Source organism: Caballeronia ptereochthonis, assembly GCF_001545075.1.
In the GTDB taxonomy this organism is placed as follows: domain Bacteria; phylum Pseudomonadota; class Gammaproteobacteria; order Burkholderiales; family Burkholderiaceae; genus Caballeronia; species Caballeronia ptereochthonis.
This window is the reverse complement of the sequence record NZ_FCOB02000037.1, coordinates 1-24,352: the sequence shown is the minus strand read 5'-3', so window position 1 is coordinate 24,352 and position 24,352 is coordinate 1. Positions and strand designations below refer to the sequence as shown.

The 24,352-nt window shown below is 64.5% G+C and carries 22 protein-coding genes and 1 pseudogene; 14 read left to right on the top strand and 9 right to left on the bottom strand.

The genetic code is table 11. From position 1 onward, the window contains the following. The first annotated feature begins 101 nt into the window (after nucleotides 1-101). On the top strand, nucleotides 102-1,301 hold the full coding sequence (locus AWB83_RS29680; protein ID WP_087049199.1) for a DNA-binding protein: 1,200 nt from the start codon (nucleotides 102-104) through the stop codon (nucleotides 1,299-1,301). A gap of 71 nt (nucleotides 1,302-1,372) precedes the next feature. Here the strand turns inward: AWB83_RS29680 and AWB83_RS29675 are convergent, their stop codons facing one another. After that, nucleotides 1,373-2,365 (bottom strand): tyrosine-type recombinase/integrase, encoded by a 993-nt coding sequence (locus AWB83_RS29675; RefSeq protein WP_087049198.1) that lies wholly within the window; start codon nucleotides 2,363-2,365, stop codon nucleotides 1,373-1,375. A 185-nt stretch (nucleotides 2,366-2,550) separates the two neighbouring features. Between AWB83_RS29675 and AWB83_RS29670 the strand changes: the two genes are divergently transcribed. Then, a complete protein-coding gene (locus AWB83_RS29670) occupies nucleotides 2,551-3,975 on the top strand; it encodes a DUF2252 domain-containing protein (protein ID WP_087049197.1) in 1,425 nt (474 codons plus the stop codon). Nucleotides 3,976-4,041: 66 nt separating this feature from the next. On the opposite strand, the gene AWB83_RS29665 is transcribed toward AWB83_RS29670, so the two are convergent. Then, on the bottom strand, nucleotides 4,042-4,398 hold the full coding sequence (locus tag AWB83_RS29665) for a DUF2471 family protein (RefSeq protein ID WP_087049196.1): 357 nt from the start codon (nucleotides 4,396-4,398) through the stop codon (nucleotides 4,042-4,044). A gap of 267 nt (nucleotides 4,399-4,665) precedes the next feature. On the opposite strand from AWB83_RS29665, the gene AWB83_RS29660 reads away from it, so the two are divergent. Further along, nucleotides 4,666-4,854, top strand: a complete 189-nt coding sequence (locus AWB83_RS29660) for a CsbD family protein (RefSeq protein ID WP_087049195.1) — start codon at nucleotides 4,666-4,668, stop codon at nucleotides 4,852-4,854. 159 nt (nucleotides 4,855-5,013) lie between these two features. Here the strand turns inward: AWB83_RS29660 and AWB83_RS29655 are convergent, their stop codons facing one another. Further along, nucleotides 5,014-5,616, bottom strand: coding sequence for a helix-turn-helix domain-containing protein (locus tag AWB83_RS29655; RefSeq protein ID WP_087049194.1), 603 nt, complete (start codon nucleotides 5,614-5,616; stop codon nucleotides 5,014-5,016). 170 nt (nucleotides 5,617-5,786) lie between these two features. Here AWB83_RS29655 and AWB83_RS29650 point away from each other — a divergent pair, with 170 nt between their 5' ends. Together AWB83_RS29650 and tdh are read left to right on the top strand one after the other, a co-directional pair. Then, complete coding sequence (locus AWB83_RS29650; protein WP_087049193.1) at nucleotides 5,787-6,989, top strand: glycine C-acetyltransferase; 1,203 nt, start codon at nucleotides 5,787-5,789, stop codon at nucleotides 6,987-6,989. Nucleotides 6,990-7,118: 129 nt separating this feature from the next. Next, a complete protein-coding gene (tdh, locus tag AWB83_RS29645) occupies nucleotides 7,119-8,156 on the top strand; it encodes an L-threonine 3-dehydrogenase (protein ID WP_087049192.1) in 1,038 nt (345 codons plus the stop codon). 12 nt (nucleotides 8,157-8,168) lie between these two features. On the opposite strand, the gene AWB83_RS29640 is transcribed toward tdh, so the two are convergent. Then, complete coding sequence (locus tag AWB83_RS29640; protein ID WP_087049191.1) at nucleotides 8,169-8,807, bottom strand: YceI family protein; 639 nt, start codon at nucleotides 8,805-8,807, stop codon at nucleotides 8,169-8,171. A gap of 182 nt (nucleotides 8,808-8,989) precedes the next feature. On the opposite strand from AWB83_RS29640, the gene AWB83_RS29635 reads away from it, so the two are divergent. Then, the gene (locus tag AWB83_RS29635; RefSeq protein ID WP_087049190.1) at nucleotides 8,990-9,508 is read left to right on the top strand and encodes a hypothetical protein; all 519 of its coding nucleotides are present in this window, start codon (nucleotides 8,990-8,992) and stop codon (nucleotides 9,506-9,508) included. A gap of 20 nt (nucleotides 9,509-9,528) precedes the next feature. Here the strand turns inward: AWB83_RS29635 and AWB83_RS29630 are convergent, their stop codons facing one another. After that, nucleotides 9,529-10,905: an aminotransferase-like domain-containing protein gene (locus tag AWB83_RS29630; RefSeq protein ID WP_087049189.1), complete on the bottom strand. Its 1,377-nt coding sequence runs from the start codon at nucleotides 10,903-10,905 to the stop codon at nucleotides 9,529-9,531. Between the two features lie 173 nt (nucleotides 10,906-11,078). On the opposite strand from AWB83_RS29630, the pseudogene AWB83_RS29625 reads away from it, so the two are divergent. The 4 genes and pseudogenes from AWB83_RS29625 to AWB83_RS29610 all read left to right on the top strand — a co-directional run. After that, nucleotides 11,079-12,365 (top strand): annotated as a pseudogene (locus AWB83_RS29625) (hydroxymethylglutaryl-CoA reductase, degradative); the annotation flags it as partial. Beyond that, entirely contained in the window at nucleotides 12,358-13,296 is a 939-nt protein-coding gene (locus AWB83_RS29620) for a hydroxymethylglutaryl-CoA lyase (RefSeq protein WP_087049187.1), read from the top strand. The pseudogene AWB83_RS29625 and the gene AWB83_RS29620, both read left to right, overlap by 8 nt. Before the next feature lie 23 nt (nucleotides 13,297-13,319). Beyond that, nucleotides 13,320-13,790 (top strand): hypothetical protein, encoded by a 471-nt coding sequence (locus AWB83_RS29615; RefSeq protein ID WP_087049186.1) that lies wholly within the window; start codon nucleotides 13,320-13,322, stop codon nucleotides 13,788-13,790. Then, nucleotides 13,790-15,175, top strand: coding sequence for a tripartite tricarboxylate transporter permease (locus AWB83_RS29610; protein WP_087049185.1), 1,386 nt, complete (start codon nucleotides 13,790-13,792; stop codon nucleotides 15,173-15,175). Before AWB83_RS29615 ends, AWB83_RS29610 begins: the two co-directional genes overlap by 1 nt. A 16-nt stretch (nucleotides 15,176-15,191) precedes the next feature. On the opposite strand, the gene AWB83_RS29605 is transcribed toward AWB83_RS29610, so the two are convergent. Next, nucleotides 15,192-16,085 (bottom strand): LysR substrate-binding domain-containing protein, encoded by an 894-nt coding sequence (locus AWB83_RS29605; protein ID WP_087049239.1) that lies wholly within the window; start codon nucleotides 16,083-16,085, stop codon nucleotides 15,192-15,194. 133 nt (nucleotides 16,086-16,218) lie between these two features. Here AWB83_RS29605 and AWB83_RS29600 point away from each other — a divergent pair, with 133 nt between their 5' ends. The 4 genes from AWB83_RS29600 (at nucleotide 16,219) to AWB83_RS29585 (ending at nucleotide 21,539) form a co-directional block, all read left to right on the top strand. Next, nucleotides 16,219-17,400: a M20 aminoacylase family protein gene (locus AWB83_RS29600; protein WP_087049184.1), complete on the top strand. Its 1,182-nt coding sequence runs from the start codon at nucleotides 16,219-16,221 to the stop codon at nucleotides 17,398-17,400. Nucleotides 17,401-17,427: 27 nt separating this feature from the next. Beyond that, entirely contained in the window at nucleotides 17,428-18,750 is a 1,323-nt protein-coding gene (locus AWB83_RS29595) for an MFS transporter (protein ID WP_087049238.1), read from the top strand. 142 nt (nucleotides 18,751-18,892) lie between these two features. Beyond that, the gene (locus tag AWB83_RS29590) at nucleotides 18,893-20,605 is read left to right on the top strand and encodes an IlvD/Edd family dehydratase (protein WP_087049183.1); all 1,713 of its coding nucleotides are present in this window, start codon (nucleotides 18,893-18,895) and stop codon (nucleotides 20,603-20,605) included. 13 nt (nucleotides 20,606-20,618) lie between these two features. Next, the gene (locus tag AWB83_RS29585) at nucleotides 20,619-21,539 is read left to right on the top strand and encodes a dihydrodipicolinate synthase family protein (protein WP_208636818.1); all 921 of its coding nucleotides are present in this window, start codon (nucleotides 20,619-20,621) and stop codon (nucleotides 21,537-21,539) included. A gap of 4 nt (nucleotides 21,540-21,543) precedes the next feature. Here AWB83_RS29585 and AWB83_RS29580 read toward each other — a convergent pair whose 3' ends face one another. The 3 genes from AWB83_RS29580 to hpnK all read right to left on the bottom strand — a co-directional run. Next, nucleotides 21,544-22,524, bottom strand: coding sequence for a bifunctional helix-turn-helix transcriptional regulator/GNAT family N-acetyltransferase (locus AWB83_RS29580; RefSeq protein ID WP_087049181.1), 981 nt, complete (start codon nucleotides 22,522-22,524; stop codon nucleotides 21,544-21,546). 110 nt (nucleotides 22,525-22,634) lie between these two features. After that, nucleotides 22,635-23,630, bottom strand: coding sequence for a lysylphosphatidylglycerol synthase domain-containing protein (locus AWB83_RS29575; RefSeq protein ID WP_087049180.1), 996 nt, complete (start codon nucleotides 23,628-23,630; stop codon nucleotides 22,635-22,637). Next, nucleotides 23,627-24,352: hopanoid biosynthesis-associated protein HpnK (hpnK, locus tag AWB83_RS29570; protein WP_143750124.1), on the bottom strand; the 726-nt coding region annotated here is incomplete at its 5' end. The genes hpnK and AWB83_RS29575, both read right to left, overlap by 4 nt.

The window sequence follows — 24,352 nt, the reverse complement described above, 5'->3', positions numbered from 1 at the left end:
TCCTGACAGGCAAGAAAACGAAAATCGCACGGAAGATCGAAAGTTGTAACGTACGAGACGTAAAACGTTATGATTGATACCTCGAACTTCCTATCTTTACCATGGACCAGCAAATCCGCGACACCTTGCGGCAGGAAATCGAAGCCATGCGCGCGACCGGAGCGCGTCGACAGGATCTGTCTCAGCATGCCTGCAAGCGTCTTTTCTTCGATCTCGGCATCCGGCCCTCAGTGACGACCGTCCGGGAACTCACGCAAACCGGTAGCGCGAGCGACATTCCCAAAGATATCGAAGCATTCTGGGCTGGTCTGCGCTCGGCTTTGCGTGTCCGCGTCGATTCCGGCGCGATCCCGGAGTCGTTGCACGAACGGGCCGGCGAGCTGCTGGCCGCGCTTTACGATGAAGCACGGCAGCATGCCCGCGCCGCGCTCGACGAGGAGAAGGCACACCTCGCCGCCGCCGTTCAAACCGCGCAGGCAGAAGTTCGCGATGCCAATATCCGGCGGGAGGCGATCGAGCAGGCCCATCAGCGCGCGGAGGCGCGCGTCGAAGCGAGCGCGGCCCAGATCGCGGCGCTGGAAGCCGAACTGAAAGTGCTTCGCTGCCAGCGATCGGATGCACAAACGGGCTTGCGCGAAGTCATCGTCCGCTGGGAAAAGGAAAATGAAGCGCTTTCCGAGCGCCTGCAGCAAGAACAATCGGCTGCGGCGCGTCTTCGCGACCGTGTCGATGAGCTGCAGAACGAACTGCGCCATAACACCGAGCACTACGCCCAGCAGATAAAGGACGCCGTCAAGGAAGCCGAGCGGCGCGTGCGGCCAATGCTCGTCGAGCTCGATTCCCTGCGCGGCATGGCCGCGACGTATCAGGCCGGCGTGCGAGAGGCGAGTCAGAAAGAATTCGATTTCATTCAACAACTTAGCGCAGCACGGAATCGCGCCGACCGGCTCGAATCGCAAGTGCGCGCGCAGTCCGACGAGATCGATGCGCTCGTTCGCGAACGCGATGCGCAGCGCGTCCAGTCGGGCGCCAGCGCCGAAATCGGTGCACTGATTGCGTCTCTGGCGGTCGAAGGACGCCTCACTGCCGCCGAAATCGCCGGAATTGGCACGCAGATCGATGCACACGTCGTCGCGCCGGCTGTCTGTCCCGCGTGCGAAATCGGCGAACCCGAAATGCAGAGGCACGAGGACGAGTACGAACTGTCTTGTCCGAACTGTGAGCGGACGTCGGCGACAGTGTCGTCGAAGCTTTCGGCCGTCGAGAGTTTTCTTCGATCAGCCCGCGTGAGGACGTCCTAACGGCGTCGACGCGGCAGCTGGCATCAAAGGTGAGAGTTTTCGGGATCAGCGATTGGTCCTTGCGCGTGCGCCTATCGAGCCGCGCTCGCGCGGGCGAAGGCGATATCGCGCTCCCGTATTTGCTCACCCATCCATTCCCGCCACGCGCGATGCAGCCGATTAACGGAGATCGTCTGCTGAAATCCTAGCCACTGGCCGACGCGATCCGGGTCCGTGCCGTCCTCGAACAACTCCGCCGCGTAGGTGTTGCGCAGCGTCTGCGGACTCGCCCGTGCGACGCGCGACGCGGCGATGCCGGATGCGGCCACCACCGCGTCGATCGCGCGCAGCATCGTGGCCTTGTGCATCGGGCGGCCGGACGGCGCGGCGGGAAACAGCAAGTCGCCCGCCAGCCCGGCGGTCTTGCGTTCGCCGATCCAGTCGTCGAGCAGCTCGACGGCGAAAGGCGCGAGCCGCGCTTGCCGGATCAGCAAGGGATTCGAGGCATCGACGGTGATATAAGGTGCACCGGCCGCGTAGCAATTGACGCTCAGTTGCGCCGCTTCGCCCGTTTTCACGCCGCCGCCAAGAAATGCGGCGACGAGCGCCCGATCGCGCCGCTCGCGCCAGCGCTGTCCGGCGGGCAACTCACCCAGCGGTGAAAACAGATGCGCGATGAGCAGCGCGCGCTCATCGTGCGTGAGAAAGCCGGTTGGCTCGTTGTCGCGCGCCTTGCGCCAGGCGGCGTTGCCGTCCTGGGCGATGAACCGGGCCGGGTTCGTCGCCGCCGACTCGACTTCGCGCAGATGATCCAGCACACGCTCGATGAGCCGCAGGTAACGCATGCGCTGCGGACGGCGTATGTCCAGCTGCGCGACGAATTGCTCGATGACGGGACGCTGCACCGTGTGCAGCGTCGCGCGCTTCGCCGCGAGCCATTCCAGAAAATTGCCCCACTGCGCGCGATAAACATCGGCCGATGATGCTCTGAACGACTGCTGCGCAAGCCATGCGTCGAATGCGGCATGCGGATCCGCCTGCCAGTCGGCGCGCTGTTGATCGAAGAGATCGGAAGTGTTCGGCATGGTGTCGGAAAGCGCGTGGCGCGCTGTAGTGCACTGCGCACAGGGTCGGGCTTCAGGGGCTTGACGTCAAGGGCACGTGTTTGCGGAAGTGTCGATAACTGTCTTGCGGCGGAGGCGATTCCTCGTCTACTGTCGTCTACACGGCTTCTTTCCACGCACAAGTACAAGAGCAAAGGAGTTCAACCATGGCCCAGGAGACCTGGCAGGAACGCCGCGCGAACGGGCGCGCAGCGCGTGAGCGCACCCCGCGTGGGGCGCACGAAGCGATCGGCGATGTCGCCCGCGATCCCATCGAGCTCTTGCAGGAAAGCAGCGCGGGCCGTGTCGGCGCGTTGATTCCACTGCGCTACGGCCGCATGCTGGCCTCGCCGTTCACGTTCTACCGCGGCAGCGCAATCCTTCAGGCGCATGATCTGGCGGCTACGCCCGACAGCGGCATCTCGATCCAGATTTGCGGCGATTGCCACCTGTCCAACTTCGGCGGCTTCGCGACGCCGGAACGCGCGCTCATCTTCGATCTCAACGATTTCGACGAAACCGCGCCCGGACCTTGGGAATGGGATTTGAAGCGATTGGTCGCGAGTTTCACGATCGCCGGGCGGCATCTCGGGCACGGCGATCTCGCCGCCGACGAGTTCGCGTTTCTCGCCGCGCGCAGCTACCAGTCGCATATGCGCGAATACGCCGAAATGAGCGTGCTCGACCTCTGGTACGAGCGCATCACGTTCGAGCGCATGTACGACGCGGTGCAGACCGACGACGCGCGGCGGCGCATCAAGCGCGGCATCGAGCGCGCGTCGCGTCGTACGCACGAGACGATGTTGCCGAAGCTCGCGGATCGAACGGGCAATGCCTGGCGCATCCGCGATGCACCTCCCGCGGTGTTCCACATTCGCGGCCAAAGCACGCTGATCGATAAGGACGATGGCTGGATGACGCTGAAAGGCAGCCGCGAGGAAATCTTTGCGGCGATCATGCGCAACTATGTCGCGACGCTGACGCCGGAGCGCGCACGGCTGCTTTCGCAATTCACGCTGCAGGATGTCGGGTTCAAAGTCGTCGGCGTGGGCAGCGTCGGAACGCGCTGCCTGATTCTCTTGCTCACGGATCATCACGACAAGCCGCTTTTCCTGCAGATGAAGGAGGCGTCGACATCGGTCGTCGCGAGATACGCGAAGTCTTCGAAAGCCGCGAATCAGCCGGAGCACGAGGGCCAGCGCGTCGTTCACGGACAACGCCTGATGCAAGCGGCCACCGATCCCTTTCTCGGCTGGGTGACCGGCCCACTCGGGCGCTCGCTCTATATTCGCCAGCTGCGCGACATGAAGATTTCCGCCGAGCTTGAAACCTACGATACGCATGCGTTTCGTGAATACGCCGCGCTCTGCGGCTGGGCGCTCGCCCGCGCGCATGCGAAAGCCGGCGGCTGCGCGCCGGAGATCTCAGGCTATCTCGGCAACAGCGATCGCATGGCCGAGGTGCTCGCGCGCTACGGACGTGGCTATGCGGATCAGGTGGAAAATGACTACGAGCAGTTTCGCGCCGCATGCCGGGACGGCAGGCTCGAAGCACGCACCGACGCGGATATGGCAGCGGACTTCGCGCTCTGAAGGCATTCGATGCGAGGTGGGATGAGGTGAGGCACGCGGAACGCGCCGCGTGCCGGGCGGGTGGCGTCAGTGCGCGGCGATGGCGAGTTGCGGCCGGCCGTGTCGTGCAGCGCGCTCGTAGGCGTCCACGACGAAGGCGAAAACGGCGGGCAAGGCGTTGGACGAAGCGACGTCGACTACATCATCGGTTTCGGGAAAATGAAAGTCGTCGGGACGCGCGAACATCTCGCGCAGCGCGGCTTCGTGCCGCCCGGCAAAACCCAAGTCGGCCACTGCTTCGGCTTCGATCGCGTGCAGCAGACGCCACGTCAGCGGCACGCCTTTGTCGATGTAACGCCCTGCTATCTGGCGCGTGATGCGCTCGAGGTCACGCACTGCGCGGGCAAACTGCTTCCTGCTTAAATTTTCGCCGCTCGACTCCATGATTCACCCCTTCCCAACTGGTCTTATTGTACTGTACAAACATACAGTACTTGTTGCAATGAAAATAGCGTCTCGCTAGTTGTCGCGGGTGTATGTGCGATTCCGCCTACGTAGCTTTCAGACATACGCCGCTATGCGTGCTGACCAACGAAGCGCATCGTGGAACCATGCTTGGGAATGGTCCTGGGCGGAATGCGCAGATGCTTGAATGGCTCAGTTCAAGCGCAACGCGCAGCCAACAACGCTGCAAAGCACGGGAGAACGGAGATGAACAAGGATCAGGTCGAAGGCGTCGGCAAGCAGGTCAAAGGCAAGATCAATGAAGGCGTCGGCAAGATGACGGGCGACAAGGTTCAGGAAGCCAAGGGTGATGTGCAGCAGGCCGCAGGCAACGTGCAAAAGGGCGTGGGCGATGCGCGCGAAGCAGTGAAGGACAGCGCAAAGAAGAACCCGTAAGCGGGCATATCGCGCTCATCGACGGCGCTGCCATGCGGCGCCGCTTCAAGCGGGATGCACCTTGCCGTGCGTCCCGCTTTTCATTGGGCGCAGAGCGGCATTCGTCGGACGTTTATGCGCATAAAGCCGGACGGGCCATCGGCCGAGCGGTCTGTCGCGTCAACCGTGGATCACGATAAGCAGCGCTTTGGCTTCGGCACGCCCCACATTGCGAATTGCATGCGCTTCGTCGGCTGCATAACGCGCCGTTTCCCCGGCTTTGAGCCGACGCGTCGCGCCGGATGCGTCGACCTCGATCGAACCGTTCAGTACAGTGAGATGCTCGCGCGTCCCTGGCTCGTGCGCATTCGACGTAAGCGAGGCGCCCGATTGAAGCGTGAGTTCGTACCATTCGAATTTTCCGGCCAGTTCGATCGGCCCCCAGACGCGCAACTGATACCCACCGTTGTCGCCACTCAAAGTCGGTATGTCATGCGGCCCGGCCACCCGGATCGCTTCGACCGGCCGTTGCTGCGCGAAGAGTTGATCGAGACTGATGCCGAGCGCGTTGGTCAATCGCCAGGCGACCGCGATGGTCGGGTTGGCTTTGTCCCGTTCTATTTCTGACAGCATCGATTTCGATACGCCCGCGGCACGCGACAAATCATCAAGCGTCAGCTTTCGCTCGTTGCGCAACCGTTGGATGACTTCGCCGACCCGTGGCGGTGCGGCGCCCGCTCCGGTGAATTCGCCCGTTTTTCCTTCTGAACCCGTGCTTGCCATGAGTCTCACAATCCCTTAGAGTGTTCGGCATATCGGATTTTAGTTCGAGATATCGAATATGTCCGATGCAATGAATGGACTATAACAGGGCTAAGGGCCGCCTGCGCATGCGTGATCGAAACGAAAACGGCGCCCGGATACCAGCAGCAGCCCAAGAACAAAGGATTGCGATGAACGACCGATATCTCTCCCATCTGCGCTCGACGCTCGACGAGATCCGCGACGCGGGGTTCTACAAGACCGAACGGGTCATTGCGAGCCCGCAGTCGTCGGATATCCGGCTTGCGAACGGACGCGACGTGCTGAACTTCTGCGCGAATAATTACCTCGGCCTCGCGGACGATCGGCGCCTCATCGATGCGGCAAAAGCGGGGCTCGACGCGGATGGCTTCGGGATGGCCTCCGTCCGCTTCATTTGCGGCACGCAGACCGTGCACAAGGAACTCGAACAGGCCATCGCGCAATTCCTTCGAACCGATGACGCGATTCTCTATTCGAGCTGTTTCGATGCGAACGGCGGTCTTTTCGAGACTTTGCTGACGGAAGAAGACGCGATCATCAGCGACGAGTTGAATCACGCCAGCATCATCGACGGCGTGCGTCTTTCGAAGGCGCGGCGTCTGCGCTACAGGAACAATGACCTCGCCGATCTCGAAGCGCGCCTTCAGGAAGCGGACGCGGCCGGAGCGCGCTTCAAGCTGATCGCCACCGACGGCGTCTTCTCGATGGACGGCATCATCGCCGATCTCGCCGGCATCTGCGATCTCGCCGACCGCTACGGTGCGCTCGTGATGGTCGACGATTCGCACGCTGTCGGCTTCATCGGCGAGAACGGGCGCGGAACGCCCGAGCACTGCGGCGTGCTCGACCGCGTGGACATCATCACCGGAACGCTCGGCAAGGCGCTCGGCGGTGCCTCGGGCGGTTACGTCGCGGCGCATAAAGAAATCATCGAACTGCTGCGTCAGCGCAGCCGGCCCTATCTTTTCTCGAACACGCTGGCGCCGAGCATCGCGGCCGCGTCGCTGAAGGTGCTCGAATTGCTTGCGAGCGATGAAGGCGCGGCGCTGCGCAAGCGCGTCCGCGAAAATGGCGCGCAGTTCCGGAAGGCAATGACTTCACTCGGCTTCGATCTCGTACCCGGCGAGCACCCGATCATTCCGGTCATGCTCGGTGATGCGCAACTCGCCTCGAAAATAGCCGATGCGTTGCTCGAAGAAGGTGTCTATGTCATCGGCTTCTCCTACCCCGTCGTGCCCAAGGGACGCGCACGAATCCGCACGCAGATGAGCGCGGCGCACACGCCCGAGCAGATCGATCGCGCAGTCGATGCGTTCGCCCGCGTCGGCCGATCGCTCGGCGTCATCCGTTGAGCGCGGGGCCTGACTTTATGCGCATAAAGAACCCCGGGGCACCGCCGGACAATCACGCGTGAACCGGGCCACAAGCTCGTGCTCACCCAAGCGAAGAAGCACCAGGACCAAACGTCAGGATCAAACGCAATGAAAGCCCTCGCCAAACTCGAACGCGCGCCCGGACTCACTTTGACGCGCGTGAAGCGGCCCGAAGTTGGCCATAACGACGTACTCATTCGTATCCGCAAGACGGCGATCTGCGGCACCGACATCCATATCTGGAAGTGGGACGAATGGGCGCAGAAGACGATTCCCGTGCCGATGCACGTCGGTCATGAATACGTCGGCGAAATCGTAGAGATGGGTCAGGAAGTGCGCGGCTTCACCATCGGCGATCGCGTGTCGGGCGAAGGACATATCACCTGCGGTTTCTGCCGTAACTGTCGCGCCGGGCGCCGGCATCTGTGCCGCAACACGGTTGGGGTCGGCGTGAATCGCGAAGGTGCATTCGCCGAATATCTCGTGATCCCCGCCTTCAACGCGTTCAAGATTCCGCCCGATATCTCCGACGACCTCGCCGCGATCTTCGATCCCTTCGGCAATGCGACGCACACTGCCCTTTCGTTCGACCTCGTCGGCGAGGATGTCCTGATCACCGGCGCGGGCCCGATCGGTGTGATGGCTGCCGCGATCGCCCGGCACGTCGGCGCGCGCAACGTCGTCATCACGGATGTGAACGACTACCGCCTCGAGCTTGCGCGCAAGATGGGCGCGACGCGCGCGGTCAACGTAGCGAACGAAGACCTGCGCGACGTGATGAGCGAACTCGGCATGACCGAAGGCTTCGACGTCGGTCTGGAAATGTCCGGCGTGCCAAACGCATTCACCGCGATGCTGGAAGCGATGAACCACGGCGGCAAGGTCGCGCTGCTCGGCATTCCGCCGGCGCAAACAGCAATCGACTGGAATCAGGTGATTTTCAAGGGACTCGAGATCAAGGGCATCTACGGGCGCGAGATGTTCGAGACTTGGTACAAGATGGTCGCGATGCTGCAAAGCGGCCTCGATCTCTCGCCGATCCTGACGCACACCTTCCCCGTCGACGACTATCAGCGCGCCTTCGACACGATGCTTTCCGGCAACAGCGGCAAGGTCGTGCTCGACTGGACTGCAGCGGCGGCCTGAACGGCCCTTCAATCACTGGGCCGAACTGGCGGGCGGCTTGGAGAACTCGGCCTGAATGGCGACGTGCACATCGTCGCCGACTGCCGGATACCACGTCGTCAATCCGAACTGCGCGCGGCTGAAACGTCCATCGGCTGAGAAGCCCAGCGTCTCCTGCTTCGTGAGCGGATTGACCGCGTGCCCGTTGAACGTCACGTTGAGCGTGACCGGTTTCGTCGTGCCGCGGATCGTCAGATCGCCTGTCAGCGTGCCCTTGTCGTCCCCGGTGCGCTGAAAACCCGTGCTCACGAAGACGATGTCCGGATAGCGCGCGACGTCGAACATGTCCGGCCCTTTCAGCATGCGATCGAGCAACGGCACGTTGGTGTTGACGCTCGCCGCGTCGATGGTCGCGCGCACGGCGCTCCCGGACATTCCCTCCGCATTCCAGTCGAGTTGCGCCGTCGCCTTGTCGAATCGAATGACGAAGCGCGAATAGTGAAAATGATCGACGTCGAAGCTCACGTTCCAGTGATGCGGATCGAGTTGATAACGCCCGGACGGCACGCTCGATTCGCTCGACGACACGTGATGCGTGACCACCTGCAACGGCGTGCACGCAGCGACCGCGGCGACAAGGAAGAACGGAACGAGAGGCTTGAAGGATTTCATCGCGCTGTGCCTCGAATACGAGAAACCGGATTTCCACAAGTTTCGCCGAGATCGTCGAAACGTGCGCATGCCGTCACGCTCGTTTCGCTCGCTCACACGAAAATAGTGTGATCAGGTAGAGTTCGCCTCGACCTCCATCTCAGAAAAAGGCGCCATGGCTTCCGCGCGATGGCGGAGAACATATGCGTTCACGGCCATCCCGCTTCCGAACCTTTCGCGCCCGCCTGCTGACGGCGGCTGTTGTGCTTGTGTCTGCCTGGGCGCCCGCCGCTCACGCGAGCTGGTGCGGCGACGGCCTCTGGATCGACGCGATGATCGGTTCGCATCACCTCCATCCGGACAAGGACTTCAAGCAGTTCAATCCAGGCATCGGCGTGGAATGCTGGGTCGCGCCGCAATGGGCGCTGACGGGCGGGTATTTTCGCAACTCGCTGTCGAAGCCGTCGTTCTACGGCGGCGGCGTCTGGGCGCCCGAGTTCCTCCACTGGCATTTCATCCGGCTCGCCGCGATGGGCGGCCTCATCTCGGGCTATGACTACGGCAGCTGGGGCATCGGCCATAACCACACGGTCGGTCCGGTGGCCGCGCCGCTCATCATGCTCGATTACAAGCGCGTCGGCGCGAACATCATCCTGATTCCACCGATCCCTTCGAATGATCTTCCCTTCACCATCGGCTTCATGCTCAGAGTGAAATTCTGAGCGATCCTGAATATTCTCACCTATAGCCCCAACGCCTTCTCGAACCGCGGATCGCCGAGATACGCGACGTTGAAGCGAAACCACGGCGACACGCTGTTCGCGTGCGCCGAAAAGATGGTCCCCGGCGCGAGAATCACGTGCTTTTCCAGCATCTCCTTCGCAAAGGCGATCGAATCGTCGCGTCCCGGCAGCCGGGCCCATAGATAGAGGCTCTGCTCGCTTAGCTTGAAGATGGTCGCATTCAGGCGTGTCAACGCTTCGACGCCCGTGGCCGTCGCGCGCTTGAGCCGTTCCTGCAAGCGGTTCGTGTGACGCAGAAAGTGTCCGTCGCTCACGATCGCGTCCAGCGTGCGCTCGCAATATTCCGAACTGCTCACGTGCGTGAGCATCTTCACGTCGGCGAGATCGCTGGCGAGATCCGCATCGCATGCGAGAAAGCCCACGCGGAGCGCCGCCGACACCGACTTCGAAAAGCTGCCGACATAAATCGTGCGCCGCAACTGGTCGAGCGCGCAGATACGGGTGGCCGAGCGCGGCTTGAGGTCGGCGAGGGCGTCGTTTTCGACGACGATGAGATCGTGCGCTTCCGCCAGTTGCAATATGCGATGCGCCTTCGCCGCGCTGATGTCCGTGGCGGTCGGATTGTGCCCGACCGATTGCGTGAAGAAGAGCCGCGGCCGATGCGTCTTGAGACGCTCTTCCAGCGCGGCGATATCGGGCCCGTCGACACCGCGCGGCACGCCGACGATGTTCGCGCCCGACAGCTTCAGCTTGCCGAAGAGCGCGTAATAACCGGGATCGTCGACGATCACCGTGTCGCCTGCGCGCACGAAGTAGCGCACGACCATGTCCATCGCCTGATTTGCGCCATGCGTGAGCACGATCTGCTGCGGCGCGGCCTCGATCTCGTAACCCGCGAGCTTCTGCTGCAGATGCTGGCGCAAGGGCAGATAACCGAAGCGGCTGCCATAGCGGAACAGCGACGCGACGCCGGTGCGCACCACGCGCTGATGAAAGTGATCGAGCCGCGTCTCTTCGAGCCAGGCGACGGGCGGAAAGCCCTCGCCGAGATTGAGGAAATCCGGCTTGCTCTGCAACTGTTCGCGCATGAGCCAGACGGAATCCATCGCACGGTCGAGCGTGGGCGCGTCCTCATCCTGTTGCGGCGTCTTCGTCACGCTGGCGACGAAAAACCCCGCGCCGCGCCGAGGTTCGATGAGACCGTTCGCCGTCAGTGTATCGAACGCGCTGATGACCGTGTTCTTCGAGCAGCCGTTCGCCTCGGCGTATTCCCTGATCGACGGGAGTTTGTCTCCCGCGCGCAAGACACCTTCGGTGATCTGTCTGGCGAGATTGTTCGCGAGTGTCGCCGACAAGCTCGGCTTCTCGTGCTGCATCGTGTCTGCCTGTTAGGAAAGTGCCTCAGCCGTACTGGGTACAGTGAGGGCACTGTTTGCCAAAATTGTACCTTTCCAATAGGTACAGTCAGCCTATTATTCGCCCATTCGGCGCGTCGCTGCAAGCGCCGTAATGAGACGCCGAAAACACACATCCAGTCAGCAGAGGAAGACACATGATCGATTCGAAGTTGCCGAATTTCCGCGCGATGTCGCCCGCGCAGCGCCTGAGCCACATCGCGCAGGCCGCGGGGCTGAACGATGCCGAGCACGCGCTGCTCGCCAGACCCGGCGCGCTGCCGCTCGACATCGCGAACGGCATGATCGAGAACGTGGTCGGCACATTCGAATTGCCGATGGCGGTGGCCGGCTACTTTCAGATCAACGGCTGCGACGTCCTGGTGCCGATGGCGGTCGAGGAGCCGTCGATCGTCGCCGCGGCGTCGTACATGGCGAAGCTCGCGCGCGAGGCGGGCGGCTTTCGCACATCGAGCACCGGGCCGCTGATGCGCGCGCAGGTGCAGATCGTCGGCGTGTCGGACCCGTATGGCGCGCGGCTCGCGATCCTCAAGCATCGCGACGAACTAGTCGAGATGGCCAACGCGCGCGACAAGGTGCTGATCGGCCTGGGCGGCGGTTGCCGCGACATCGAAGTGCATGTGTTTCCGGATACGCCGCGCGGCGCGATGGTCGTCGCGCATCTGATCGTCGACGTGCGCGACGCGATGGGCGCGAACACGGTCAACACGATGGCCGAAACGGTCGCGGGCCGCATCGAGGAAATCACGGGCGGCAAGGTGCGCCTGCGCATCCTGTCGAATCTCGCCGATCTGCGCCTCGCGCGCGCCCAAGTGCGCTACACCGCCGCCACGCTTCAAACGAAGGAATACGCGGGCGAGGACGTGATCGCCGGCGTCGTCGATGCGTACCTCTTCGCCGCGATCGATCCGTATCGCGCCGCGACGCACAACAAGGGCATCATGAACGGCATCGATCCGGTGATCGTCGCGACGGGCAACGACTGGCGCGCGGTCGAAGCGGGCGCGCACGCCTACGCGAGCCGCGGCGGGCGCTATACGTCGCTGACGACGTGGGAGGTCGCGAACAATGGCGATCTGGTCGGCACGATCGAAATGCCGATGCCCGTCGGTCTCGTCGGCGGGGCGACCAAGACGCATCCGCTCGCCCGGCTCGCGTTGAAGATCATGAACGTGAGCTCGGCGCAGGAGTTGGGCGAAATCGCGGTCGCCGTCGGTCTCGCGCAGAACATGGGCGCGTTGCGCGCGCTTTCGACCGAAGGCATCCAGCGCGGACACATGGCGCTGCACGCGCGCAATATCGCGCTGGCGGCGGGCGCGAGCGGCGCGGACATCGACTGGGTCGTGAAGAAGATGGTCGCCGCGCGCAACGTGAGCGTCGACTATGGCATGAGCCTTCTGCAAGGTCCGCGCGATGCATAAAGTGCCTTCAAACGTGCGCATCGTCGAAGTCGGGCCGCGCGATGGCCTGCAGAACGAGCCGTCGCATGTATCGGCGGACGTGAAGGCGGAGCTCATCGAACGCTTGATCGATGCGGGTGTGCGCTACGTCGAGGCCGCATCGTTCGTCTCGCCGAAATGGGTGCCGCAGATGGCCGATGGCGCGCAAGTGCTCGAACGCGTGTCGAACAAGGCGCGCGCAACGAACACGACGCTCGCCGCGCTCGTGCCGAACATGAAAGGCGTGGAAGCAGCGCTCGCATCGCATGTCGATGAGATCGCGGTATTCGCGGCCGCGTCCGAGTCGTTCTCGCAGAAGAACATCAACTGCTCGATCGACGAGAGCATCGCGCGCTTCGAGCCGGTGATCGCCGCCGCGCGCGCGGCGAACCTGCGCATTCGCGGCTACGTATCGTGCGTGCTCGGCTGTCCGTTCGAGGGCGAGATCGCGCCGCAGGCCGTTGCGCGCGTCGCGAAGAAGCTCTTCGACATGGGCTGCTACGAGATCAGTCTCGGCGATACCATCGGCGCGGGCACGCCGGCGAAAACGCAAGCGCTGCTCGATGCGTGCATCGCGCACATTCCCGTCGAGGCACTGGCCGGCCATTTCCACGACACCTGGGGCATGGCCGCCGCCAACGTGCACGCGGCGCTGCAACGCGGCGTCGCGGTGTTCGACAGCTCGGTGTCGGGCATCGGCGGATGTCCGTACTCGCCGGGCGCGACGGGCAATGCCGCGACGGAGGACATCGTCTATCTGTGCGAGGGCATGGGCATCGAAACGGGCATCGATTTGAACAGGCTCGCCGAAGCGGGCGCGTTCATTTCGGGCGCGTTGCAGCGCGAGACGTCATCGCGTGTGGCGCGCGCGCTGGAGGCGAAGCGCCGCCGACAAACCACGCAGTGCATCTAAAAGACTCCATCGAAGGAGGAGACATGGAACAGCAACTCGCTGCGCACGAGCGCGGCCGTGCGCTCTCGCAAAGCGCTGAGACAACGGACTACAGGCTCGTCGAAATCTGGGGCGATACCGTCGATACGCGGCATCTCGCGTGGTCGGTCGTGCTCGGCATTGCGATCAGCTATGGCGCATTCGCTATCGCCAATCGCGTGCTCGCCGCTCATGTGCCCGACGCCGCGATGGCTCGCGCCTACGCGATGCTCGTCGGCCTAGCAGGCTGCCTCGTCGCGGGCGCGGTCTGCGCGAAGCTCTTCAAGCCGAAGCGCGAAGTGATCGAGGAAGCGCACGGCGCGGCCGGCCGCGAGGCCGTGCTCGCGCAGCTCGCAAGCGAAGCGGGCGGTCTCGGCCGCGTCGCGGACCTGCCGCCGGCGGTCGTCGCCGAGATGAAGGAGCTCGGCCTCTATGAGCTCTTTGCCGAATACGAAAACCGCGAAGGAGTGCGCTGATGGAACCGTTCGTCACTCAACTGCTCGTCGCGCTCGGCATGGGCCTCATCGGCGCGATCGTGTTCTCGGGCATCGGCCTGATTTCCGGCACGGACGAAACCACGACGCTCGCACCGCTCACGCTGCTCGTCGTGCTGCTCGGGGTGCCGCCTGTCGGCGTGTTCTCGTTCTTCATGGCGGGTGCGGTGTCGAAGCACATGACGCACGCGATTCCCACCGCGCTGCTCGGCATTCCCGGCGATACGCTCGCCACGCCCCTGCTGCAACAGGCGACGATGCTGCGCAATCTCGGCGTGCCGCACATCGCGCTGCGCAAGATGATCTCCGGCGCGATCGTCGCGGCATTCGTCGCCGTGCCGCTCGCGGTGCTGTTCGCCGTGCTGCTCGCGCCGTTCGGGCCGGTCATTACGAAGGCCGCGCCGTGGGTGTTCCTGGCGGCATCGATTGCAATCGCGTTCTTTTCCTCGGGGCGCTGGGCTTCGGTGTTCCTGCTCGTGCCGTTCGTGCTGGTCATCGTCGGCTTGCAGGCGCTGACGGGCAAGTACGGCGTGAAGCTCTCGGTGAGCTATTTCCTCGGCATCGCGATCGGGCCGCTCATCGCCGATCTGTTCTCGATTCTCTCGCCCGCCGACCGCGCCCGCATGCGCCGCGAGCGCGTGCGCACGTTCTCGCTCGCGCCGGACGTGAAGGGCTGGAGCGGCTACTTCCCGAATCCGATGAAGGTGCTCGACGGCCAGCAGCGCGGCTGGGTCGCGGCGACTGCCGCGGTTTCCAGCGCGACGTTCGTGTTCAGTCCCGTCGCGATGACGGTCGTGCTCGGCGAACTCGTCGGCTCGCGCGTGAAGCACGCGTATCACCGGCTGACGACCGTGATCTCCGCGCGCAACGGCGTGACGGAAGCGACGTACATCGCCGAAGCGCTGATTCCGCTGATCGCGTTCGGCTTGCCGCTGAGCCCCGTCGCGGCGGGACCGGCGGCGCCGCTCTTCAATGCGCCGCCGCGCTTCTTCGTCGATACGGCGAGCGGCCACATCAACAACCTGCATACGTTGATGACGACGTGGCAGTTCCTCGGCTTCGGCTTGCTTGCGGTCGTGCTCGCGGCGCTGGTCGCGTATCCGCTGTCGATGAACTACGCGCATCGCGCGGCATCGTTCGTCGCGAGGAAGCTGAGTCACGAGGCGATCATCGCGACGTTCGTCGGCCTGATCGTCGTGATCAGCGTGTGGGAAGGACAGTTGCTCGGCTTGCTCGTGATTCTGAGCGTCGGCTTGCTCGGCGGGTTGTTGTCGCGCAACTTCGGCTTCAATACAGGCGTGCAGTTCATGGGCTACTACACGGCGGTGTTGAGCGTGCCCGCGTTGACGAAGGCATTCGGCGCATGAGAAAAGCGCGCTCGCGTCACAGCGAGCGCGCCGCGTGCCGCAAGCAATCCAGCAGCAACGTGGCGGCGGGCGTCAATGGACTATCGCGCCGCGTCACCACGCGCACCGACACCGCGGGCAACGGATCGGCGATGGGGAAGATCGCGAGCCCCTCGCCGACCCATTGATGCTCGAGCAGTGCCGCGGGCATCGAAGCGAGCGCATCCGATCCGCGCAACAACCCATGCGCGATGATGAAGCTCGGACACTCGATCACGCGCCTCGGCACCGCGAGCCCGCGCTCCGCATAGGAATCGAGCAGCGCCTGCGTGGAGCTCTCCGGCGACGGATTCAGCAGCCACTCCGCATCCGACAACTCCGCAAGCGACGTGCAGTGCCTCAACGGATGATCCGCACGCCCGACGATCGCCGAGCGGCTCTCATACAACTCGATGTGATCGAACTCCGGCGCGAGATACTCGGGCACGACCACCGCGACGACGAAATCGAGCGAGCCATCGCGCAGGCGCGGTATCGCGACGCCCGGAAAGCCTTCGATGAAGCTCACGCTCGCGTTCGGCATCTGCCGGCGAAACGCGCGATACGCCTGCGGCAACACCGACAGCGCCGCCGTCGGCGTGATCGCCGCGCTCACGCTTCCCCCGCCCGCGCCTTTCATCTGGGCGATGTCATCCTCGGCGCGGCGCATCTCGCTCACGATCAGATGCGCGCGCACGCGCAACTGCTGCCCGAACGCGGTCAGCTGCACACCCCGCGCGGTGCGCAAGACGAGCGGAACGCCAAGATCCTGCTCCAGTTCCTTGATCGCCTTCGTGAGCGCCGCCTGGGACAAATGAAGGCTGCGCGCGGCCGCGCGGATGCTGCCTTGCTCGGCGGTCGTCAGAAACGCGCGCAACTGGTGGTACTTCATGCTCATGGGCGACACCCTAGGGTTAGTCCCGACAACTGATGGTAATCACGCAATCAATTTACCGTCTTTTGGTTTGCTTTTCGGCTTTATATGCTTGGGAAACGTCGAATTTGCATCGAGCAAGGAGTGTCACATGCTGTCAGTCGAGCCCGTCATCCCCGGCATTGCCGCCATCGCGTCCGAATTCGTGGACGTGCGTCGTCGCATTCACGCCTATCCGGAGCTTGCGTATGAAGAAACGCAGACGGGCGAACTCGTCGCCGGATTGCTCGCGCAATGGGGCTACGAGGTGCACCGCGGGATTGGCAAGACGGGCATCGTCGGGGTGCTCACGCAAGGCGAGGGCGGCAAGCGCATCGGCCTGCGGGCAGACATGGACGCGCTGCCGATCGAGGAAGCGACCGGCCTGCCGTACGCGAGCAAGCGCGCCCGCACGATGCACGCATGCGGCCACGACGGCCATACCGCCATGCTGCTGTGCGCCGCGCGCTATCTCGCCGAGAGCCGTCAGTTCTCCGGCACGCTGATTGTGATCTTCCAGCCCGCCGAGGAAGGCGAGGCGGGCGCGCGCGCGATGATCGAGGACGGCCTCTTCGAGAAGTTTCCGTGCGACGCCGTGTTCGGCCTGCACAACATGCCCGGCCTGCCCGCGGGCGACATGTTCTTCACGCCGGGCCCGGGCATGGCCTCCTCGGACCGCGTGAACATCACCGTGCGCGGCGTCGGCGGCCACGGCGCGATGCCGCACGTCGCACGCGATCCGATGCCCGCCGTCGCCTCGATCATGCTCGGGCTCAACAGCATCGTCGCGCGCGAGGTGGATGCGCAAAAGCCCGCGGTCGTGTCGGTCGGCAGCGTGCAGGCCGGCGAGGCGTGCAACGTGATTCCCGAAACCGCGCTGATGAAGCTCTCCGTGCGCGCGCTCGACGCGGGCGTGCGCCAGCTTTTGCAGGAACGCATCACGGCGCTGGTGAACGCGCAGGCGCAGGCATTCGGCTGCACGGCGGAGATCGATTACGAACTGGGCTATCCCGTGCTCGTGAATCATGCCGAGCCGACGGCCTTCGCAAACGACGTCGCGGTCAAGATGCTCGGCGCGCAGCGCGTCGAGCCGGCCGCGAAGCCGCTGATGGGCAGCGAGGACTTCGCGTTCATGCTCGAAGCCTGCCCGGGTACGTACGCGTGGATCGGCAATGGCGTGGGATCGAAGGGCGGCTGCATGGTCCACAACCCCGGCTACGACTTCAACGACGACATCCTCGCCATCGGCGCGAGCTACTGGGTGCGCCTGGCCGAAGCCTGGCTCGCCGACTGACCTTCGGCCGACGCCGCGGAGCACATGATGAAAACACCCACGTTAGCCAGCGCCGGCCCTTCGGCCACGACTTCCGCGCACACGAGCAGGACGGCACGCACGCGCCTCGTCGCGGCGGCGGCCGTCGGCAACGCGCTCGAGTTCTACGACTTCACGGTCTACGCGTTCTTCGCGCTCATCATCGGCAAGCTGTTCTTTCCGGTGAACGATCCGGTCGGCCAGTTGCTGCTCGCGGTGGCGAGCTTCGGCGTCGGATTCTTCACGCGTCCCGTGGGCGGTCTCCTGATCGGCATGTACGCCGACCGCGCCGGCCGCAAGAAGGCGATGCTGCTCACGCTGGGCCTGATGGCGCTCGGCACCGCGATGATCGCGGTCGCGCCGACGTATGCGCAGGCGGGCGTCGCCGCGCCGGTCATCCTCGTGATCGCGCGGCTGATCCAGGGCTTCTCGGCGGGCGGCGAAGTGGGCGCATCGACCACGCTCCTGCTCGAGCAGGCGCCCGCGAACCGGCGCGGCTTCTATGCATCGTGGCAGTTCGCGAGCCAGGGTCTTTCGGCGCTCGCCGGCGCATTGACGGGCGTCGCGCTCACCGCATCGCTCACGGCGGCGCAACTCGAAAGCTGGGGCTGGCGCGTGCCGTTCGTCATCGGCACGGCGATCGTGCCGGTCGGCTGGTGGCTGCGCCGCACGATGGAAGAGGCGCCGCGCGAAAGCGTGGAAGCCGCGCCGAAGGCGCCGAAGATGCCGCTCGTCACCGTGCTGCGCGAACACGGACGCGCGGTGCTCAACGGGCTCGGTCTTACTATCGGCGGCACGTCGGCGCACTTCATCATCGTGTTCTATCTGTCGATCTACGGCGTGAAGACGCTCGGGCTTCCGAGTTGGACGGCGATGCTGTCGGGCTGCGTGTCGGGCGCGATTCTCTTCGTCGTCGCGCCGGTCGGCGGCTATCTGTCGGACCGCATCGGCCGCAACAGGCTCGCGCAGACGACGCGCATCCTGCTCATGCTCGCGATCTATCCGGCCTTCGTGCTCTTGAACAAGTCGCCGACCACGGCGACGCTGCTCGCGGTCGTCACGGCCCTGTCGATCGTGCATTCGCTCAACGTCGGCCCGACCGGCGCGATGCTCGGCGAGCTCTTCCCGCGCCCGGTGCGCGCGACGGGCGCGGCGATCGTCTACAGTCTGGGCGTTGCCGTGTTCGGCGGCTTCGCGCAGTTCTTCGTGACCTCGCTCATCGTCATCACGAAGAGCGTGCTTGCGCCTGCGTGGTACGTGATCGGCTGCGGCGTGTTGAGCGTGATCGCGGTGGCGTGCATGCGCGAACGGTCGAAGGAGACGCTCGACTGATCGTCGAATCCTGCGTTGGAAGCGCGCCGGATAGTTGAGCGAGGTGTATAACTCGACGTATCCGGTTCACGCAAAAGGCCGCTCGCGGCTTTTTTCACTGGATCCCACAATATGGCGAAAGCGCAATAAAAAGGGGACTTCCATGCGCAAGCTCCGCTCGCAAAGCTGGTTCGGCGGCAACGATAAGGACAGCTTCATCCATCGCTCGTGGATGAAGAATCAGGGCCTGCCTCACGATCAGTTCGATGGCCGGCCGGTCATCGGCATCTGCAACACGTGGTCCGAGCTCACGCCATGCAACGCGCATTTCCGCGAGCTCGCCGAATACGTGAAGCGTGGTGTGCGGGAGGCGGGCGGCTTGCCGCTGGAATTCCCGGTGATGTCGCTCGGCGAATCGAACCTGCGGCCCACGGCGATGCTCTTTCGCAATCTCGCGTCGATGGATGTGGAGGAATCGATACGCGGCAATCCGATCGATGGCGTCATCCTGCTCGTCGGCTGCGACAAGACCACGCCAGCGCTGCTGATGGGCGCGGCTTCGTGCAACCTGCCCGCGCTCGCCGTATCGGGCGGACCGATGCTCAATGGGCGCTTTCGCGGCGGCACGATCGGCTCGGGCACGGGCGTCTGGCAGATGTCGGAGGAAGTGCGCGCGGGCACGATGACCCAGGAGGAGTTCGTCGAGGCGGAGTCGTGCATGAACCGCTCGCGCGGCCATTGCATGACGATGGGCACCGCATCGACGATGGCCTCGATGGCCGAATCGCTCGGCATGGGCCTGCCGCACAACGCCGCGATTCCCGCCGTCGATGCGCGCCGTCAGGTGCTCGCGCACATGGCCGGGCGGCGCATCGTCGATATGGTCAGGGAAGACCTCACGATGGACAGGATCCTCACGCGCGAGGCCTTCGAGAACGCGATTCGCACGAATGCGGCCATCGGCGGATCGACGAATGCGGTCGTGCATCTGATCGCGCTGGCGAAGCGCATCGGCGTGGAACTGAAGCTGGAAGACTGGGAGCTCGGCAGCAACGTGCCGTGTCTCGTCAACCTCCAGCCATCGGGCGAGTATCTGATGGAGGACTTCTATTACGCGGGCGGCTTGCCTGCCGTGCTGCGGCAACTTGGCGAGCAAGGACTCCTGCATCGCGATGCGCTCACGGTGAACGGCCGCACGATCTGGGACAACGTGAGCGAAGCGCCGAACTACGACGAGAAGGTCATCACCACGTTCGAGCAGCCGTTCAAGCCGCATGCGGGCATTGCCGTGCTGAAGGGCAATCTCGCGCCCAATGGCGCGGTGATCAAGCCGTCGGCGGCGACGGCATCGCTGCTGAAGCATCGCGGTCGCGCGGTCGTGTTCGAGAACGTCGAGGACCTGCACGCGAAGGTCGACGACGACTCGCTCGACATCGACGAGCACTGCGTCATGGTGCTTAAGGGCGCGGGTCCGAAGGGCTATCCGGGCTTTGCCGAGGTCGGCAACATGCCGTTGCCGAGAAAGGTGCTGCAGAAGGGCATCACGGACATGGTCCGCATCTCCGATGGCCGCATGAGCGGCACCGCATACGGCGCGGTCGTGCTGCACGTATCGCCGGAAGCGGCGTCGGGCGGGCCGCTCGCGCTCGTGCAGACGGGCGACATGATCGAGCTGGATGTCGCGGCGCGGCGCCTTCATCTCGACGTATCGGATGAAGAACTCGAAAGGCGCCGCGCCGCGTGGCGCGCGCCCGAGCTGCCCAGGCGCGGCTACTACCGCCTGTATGTCGAGCACGTCCTGCAGGCGGATCAGGGTGCGGATCTCGACTTCCTCGTCGGATCGAGCGGCGCGCCGGTGCCGCGCGACTCGCACTGAGCGGAGGCGATCGATGCCAGACTTCCACTCGCCGCCGCCTGGCATGTGGCCGGTGCTCTATGCCTATTTCGATGCGCTGAACCGGCTCGACAGCGACGCCACCCGCAAGCAGATCGATGCGACCATCGCGGCGGGCGCGCCCGCCATCGTCACGCTCGGTCTCGCAACGGAAGTCAATCGTCTGTCGGACGACGAAAAACGCACGATGATCGACGATTGCGCTGCGCATATCGCAGGTCGCGTGCCGCTCGCCGTCACGGTCACCGGCGATAGCGTCCAGCACCAGGTCGCACTCGCGAACCATGCGCTCGAACGCGGCGCGTCGTGGCTCATTCTTCAGCCGCCTTCGATGCGCGGCGAGCCCGAGTCGTTCTACTACGACTTCTTCGCCGCCGTGCTCGAGCGCACCGGCGCGAGCGCGGGCATCCAGAACGCGCCGGAATATCTCGGCGTCGGCTTGTCGGCGGAATCGATCGCCGCGCTCGCCGCCGAGCAGCCCGGCTTCCGCCTGCTGAAGGGCGAAGGCCCGGCCGTGACGATACGCGCGACCATCGAACGCCTGCACGCGCTCGAACAAACGCTTTCGGTATTCAACGGTCGCGGCGGACAGGAACTCGTCGACAACTTGCGCGCCGGTTGCGATGGTTTGATCGTCGCGCCGGATGCGTTCGATCATCAGGTCGCCATCCATGACGCCTTCACCGAAGGGCGCGAGTTCGACGCCGAATCGCTCTATGCCGAAGCGCTGCCGGAAATCGTCTTCGTGATGCAGTCCCTGGAAACGCTCACCTGTTACGGCAAGCGCATCGCGGCATGGCGCATGGGCTTCGATGTCGCGCACGATCGCGGCTCGCGTCCGACGTCGTTCGGTATCGAATGCGCGCGACGCTTCGCGCAACGACTCGGGCCGACGTCGCGCACGTTGCATCTCTGAAGCGCTAACCGCCCGCTTTCGAGCGGCGCGTGAAGCGCTGCTCGACCACAGTCGCGCCCCATTGCGTGCCTTCGGCTTCATCCGTCAATGCGAAGCCGAACGATTCGTACAAGTGACGTGCGGCGTCGAGACTCCTGAAGGTCCAGAGACAGGTTTCGTCGTAATGCGAATCGACGAAGTCCATCGCACGGGACATCAATTGCCTTCCGATGCCGCTGCCGCGCAACGAATCGTCGACGATGAACCAGCGCAGATGCGCGACGCGTGCCGTCGAATCGCCGTCGATCGCGAGCGAGCCGAGCGCGCGCTCGCCTTCGACGACGAGCCATAAGGCCTTGGCTTGCGCGGGCAGGCCTTCGGCGAACGCAGCGAATTCGGTCGCGACCTTGCGCTCGAAGAACACGCCGAAGCCTGCGTGATGCGCATAGAAACGCGCATGCAGGCCCGCTATGTCGCCGATGCAGCCGGGCCGGTATCCCTCGACGATGCGCGCGCTTTCCGCCTGTGGCGCGTGCGGCGTCTTGCGATCGTGGCCGTGCGCGAGCGCATCGGCATAGAGCGCGAGGGAGCGCACGAGCGCCTGTTGATCCTCGGGCACGAGACGGCGCAGTGCATCGGAGACCTGGTCGGTCGCGAACTTGTCGATCTTCCTGCGCAGCTTCTGTCCCGCGGCGGTGAGATAGAGCTCGGACGAGCGCCCGTCCTCGCTCGAAGTCTGACGCGTGACGAGCCCCGCCGCTTCGAGCCGCGTGATTTGCCGGCTCGCGTTCGACTTGTCGAGCCGCAGAATGGCGGCGATATCGCGCGCCTGAATGCCGGGCGTCGCGCCGATCTCGATGATCGCGTGCACGGCCGAAGGCGCCAGGCCGCTGTCCGCGAGCGTGTTGCGCATGAAGCCGAGCTCGCGCACGAGCCTGCGCGAGAACTCGCGCAGTTCGAGGATGGTTTTGTCGCGGGATTGAGGCGGGGTTTCGACGAAGTCCATGGCGTCTCCATCGGTTGCGAAGCGCAACCAGTTCCCTCCAATTTAGTTGCGGATTGCAACTTTCGCAAGGGAAATGATGCCGGCGGCCGTGCTCCCGGAAATCCTCACCTTCAGCCGCGTTCGCGAGCAAGACCGCTTGCGCGTGACGGCTCGGTCAAACGCAGCAGCACGAGCGCGATGCCGCCCCACGCGAATTCCCGCACGCGCCGCAGCATCGCAAGCGATAGCGCCGCGTCCCGATCGACGCCGAACGTCGCCGCGATCGCGACGATCGCCGCTTCCTGCACGCCGAGGCCGGCGGGCGCGATGAACACCGCATTGCGCACGGCCTGCACGAGCGCTTCTATCGTCACGGCTCCCGCTATCGAGACCGGATGGCCGAGCATGTCGAGCGCCGCATAGATTTCGGTCGCACCAAGCACGTAGCCCGCGAATTGCCACGCGAACGCTCTCGCGAGCAACGGGATGCGCTGCAACAGCGCGCGGATGTCGTGATCGAGCCGCTTGCCGTCGAGCCGTGCGGCGAGCGCGTGAGCGGGATCGAGCCAGCGCCGCGCCATCCCTTCCAGACGATGAAACGGCGCGCCCTTGTGCGCGACGACAAACGCTGCGAGCGCAATCGGCAGCGACACGATCAAACCCACGCCGATCATGCCGACGATGCCGCCCGCATCGCTCGCATGAAAGCGCAGGAGCGCGAGGCCGAGCATCGCGAGCGCGAACTGCACGGCGATCGTCACCAGCAATTCGACGATCACGGACGCGCTCACGCGGCTCACGTCCGGCATATAGCGGGTCGCCAGGCGAATGCCCGCGAGCTCGCCGCCGATGCCGAGCACCGGCAACAGGCGTCCGACGGCTTCGCGCACGACCGCGATCCACCAGAGCGCGGGCAAGGGAACGCGCTCGTCGATCAGCAGATGCCATGCGCGCGCATCGAAGAGAAGCGGCAGCGCGTGCAGCGGCACGAGCCAGAGCAGCACCGGCCCCGTGCGCGCGATCAGCGCGAACGCGTCCGACACGCCCTCGTGCAGCGCGAGCGCGACCAGCAGCGCGATCGCCGCGGGCCAGCGCAGCCAGGCGAGGCGTTTGAGCGCCGACATCATGCGGCGAACTCCTGAGCGTTCTGATGCCCGAACACGTCGGCAAAGCCGCCGCACATCGCGCCCGTCGTCTCAATGGCGCGAGCGACGCGCGGCGAGCACAGCGCGGCGAGTTCGTCGGCATGACGATAGTCGCGCATCGCGGACGTGATCGGTGCGGCGCCCTGCGTCGCGGGATGACTGTAGATTTCGAGCACGCCTCGCGGCGCTTTCGCGAGCAGGGCGAGGAGGGCGGCTTCGTCCATTCCGCCCGTCGCAGAGATGCCAGCCACCCAGTCGTTATATGCGATGCCCGCGCGATCGAGCCGCGTCTTCACCCATGCGACCCACGGCGCGAGCAGAAGGGAGCCGTGCATCTCGCGAGGCAGGCGCATCGCGCGCATGCCGAACTGCGGCCCGATTTCGAGGATCAGCGAAAGCACGGTCGGATGCAGATGGAAATGCTTGTGCGTGTTGACGTGATCGAGCGCGAGGCCGGTCGCGGCGAACGCCTTGAACTGCGCGTATATCTCGATGGCGAGCTGCCGTCGCACGCTTTCCTGAAAGAAGAATCGCACGCCGTTGGCGAACATCGTGCCATCGAAGTGGCCGCGCGTATCGACGAGATCGGGTATCGACCACCGTGACAGCGATGCGACGCCATCCGTCAGCACGATATGCAGCCCGACGCGCAAGTCCGGCGATTCGCGCGCGATCTTCACGGCATGGTAAGCGGCGGGCGCGCC

What these genes read in the sequence shown, in the direction of transcription:
- AWB83_RS29680 (WP_087049199.1), top strand. Translation starts at nt 102, where the DNA reads ATGGACCAGCAAATCCGCGACACCTTGCGGCAGGAAATCGAAGCCATG.
- AWB83_RS29675 (WP_087049198.1), bottom strand. Translation starts at nt 2,365, where the DNA reads ATGCCGAACACTTCCGATCTCTTCGATCAACAGCGCGCCGACTGGCAG.
- AWB83_RS29670 (WP_087049197.1), top strand. Translation starts at nt 2,551, where the DNA reads ATGGCCCAGGAGACCTGGCAGGAACGCCGCGCGAACGGGCGCGCAGCG.
- AWB83_RS29665 (WP_087049196.1), bottom strand. Translation starts at nt 4,398, where the DNA reads ATGGAGTCGAGCGGCGAAAATTTAAGCAGGAAGCAGTTTGCCCGCGCA.
- AWB83_RS29660 (WP_087049195.1), top strand. Translation starts at nt 4,666, where the DNA reads ATGAACAAGGATCAGGTCGAAGGCGTCGGCAAGCAGGTCAAAGGCAAG.
- AWB83_RS29655 (WP_087049194.1), bottom strand. Translation starts at nt 5,616, where the DNA reads ATGGCAAGCACGGGTTCAGAAGGAAAAACGGGCGAATTCACCGGAGCG.
- AWB83_RS29650 (WP_087049193.1), top strand. Translation starts at nt 5,787, where the DNA reads ATGAACGACCGATATCTCTCCCATCTGCGCTCGACGCTCGACGAGATC.
- tdh (WP_087049192.1), top strand. Translation starts at nt 7,119, where the DNA reads ATGAAAGCCCTCGCCAAACTCGAACGCGCGCCCGGACTCACTTTGACG.
- AWB83_RS29640 (WP_087049191.1), bottom strand. Translation starts at nt 8,807, where the DNA reads ATGAAATCCTTCAAGCCTCTCGTTCCGTTCTTCCTTGTCGCCGCGGTC.
- AWB83_RS29635 (WP_087049190.1), top strand. Translation starts at nt 8,990, where the DNA reads ATGCGTTCACGGCCATCCCGCTTCCGAACCTTTCGCGCCCGCCTGCTG.
- AWB83_RS29630 (WP_087049189.1), bottom strand. Translation starts at nt 10,905, where the DNA reads ATGCAGCACGAGAAGCCGAGCTTGTCGGCGACACTCGCGAACAATCTC.
- AWB83_RS29620 (WP_087049187.1), top strand. Translation starts at nt 12,358, where the DNA reads ATGCATAAAGTGCCTTCAAACGTGCGCATCGTCGAAGTCGGGCCGCGC.
- AWB83_RS29615 (WP_087049186.1), top strand. Translation starts at nt 13,320, where the DNA reads ATGGAACAGCAACTCGCTGCGCACGAGCGCGGCCGTGCGCTCTCGCAA.
- AWB83_RS29610 (WP_087049185.1), top strand. Translation starts at nt 13,790, where the DNA reads ATGGAACCGTTCGTCACTCAACTGCTCGTCGCGCTCGGCATGGGCCTC.
- AWB83_RS29605 (WP_087049239.1), bottom strand. Translation starts at nt 16,085, where the DNA reads ATGAAGTACCACCAGTTGCGCGCGTTTCTGACGACCGCCGAGCAAGGC.
- AWB83_RS29600 (WP_087049184.1), top strand. Translation starts at nt 16,219, where the DNA reads ATGCTGTCAGTCGAGCCCGTCATCCCCGGCATTGCCGCCATCGCGTCC.
- AWB83_RS29595 (WP_087049238.1), top strand. Translation starts at nt 17,428, where the DNA reads ATGAAAACACCCACGTTAGCCAGCGCCGGCCCTTCGGCCACGACTTCC.
- AWB83_RS29590 (WP_087049183.1), top strand. Translation starts at nt 18,893, where the DNA reads ATGCGCAAGCTCCGCTCGCAAAGCTGGTTCGGCGGCAACGATAAGGAC.
- AWB83_RS29585 (WP_208636818.1), top strand. Translation starts at nt 20,619, where the DNA reads ATGCCAGACTTCCACTCGCCGCCGCCTGGCATGTGGCCGGTGCTCTAT.
- AWB83_RS29580 (WP_087049181.1), bottom strand. Translation starts at nt 22,524, where the DNA reads ATGGACTTCGTCGAAACCCCGCCTCAATCCCGCGACAAAACCATCCTC.
- AWB83_RS29575 (WP_087049180.1), bottom strand. Translation starts at nt 23,630, where the DNA reads ATGATGTCGGCGCTCAAACGCCTCGCCTGGCTGCGCTGGCCCGCGGCG.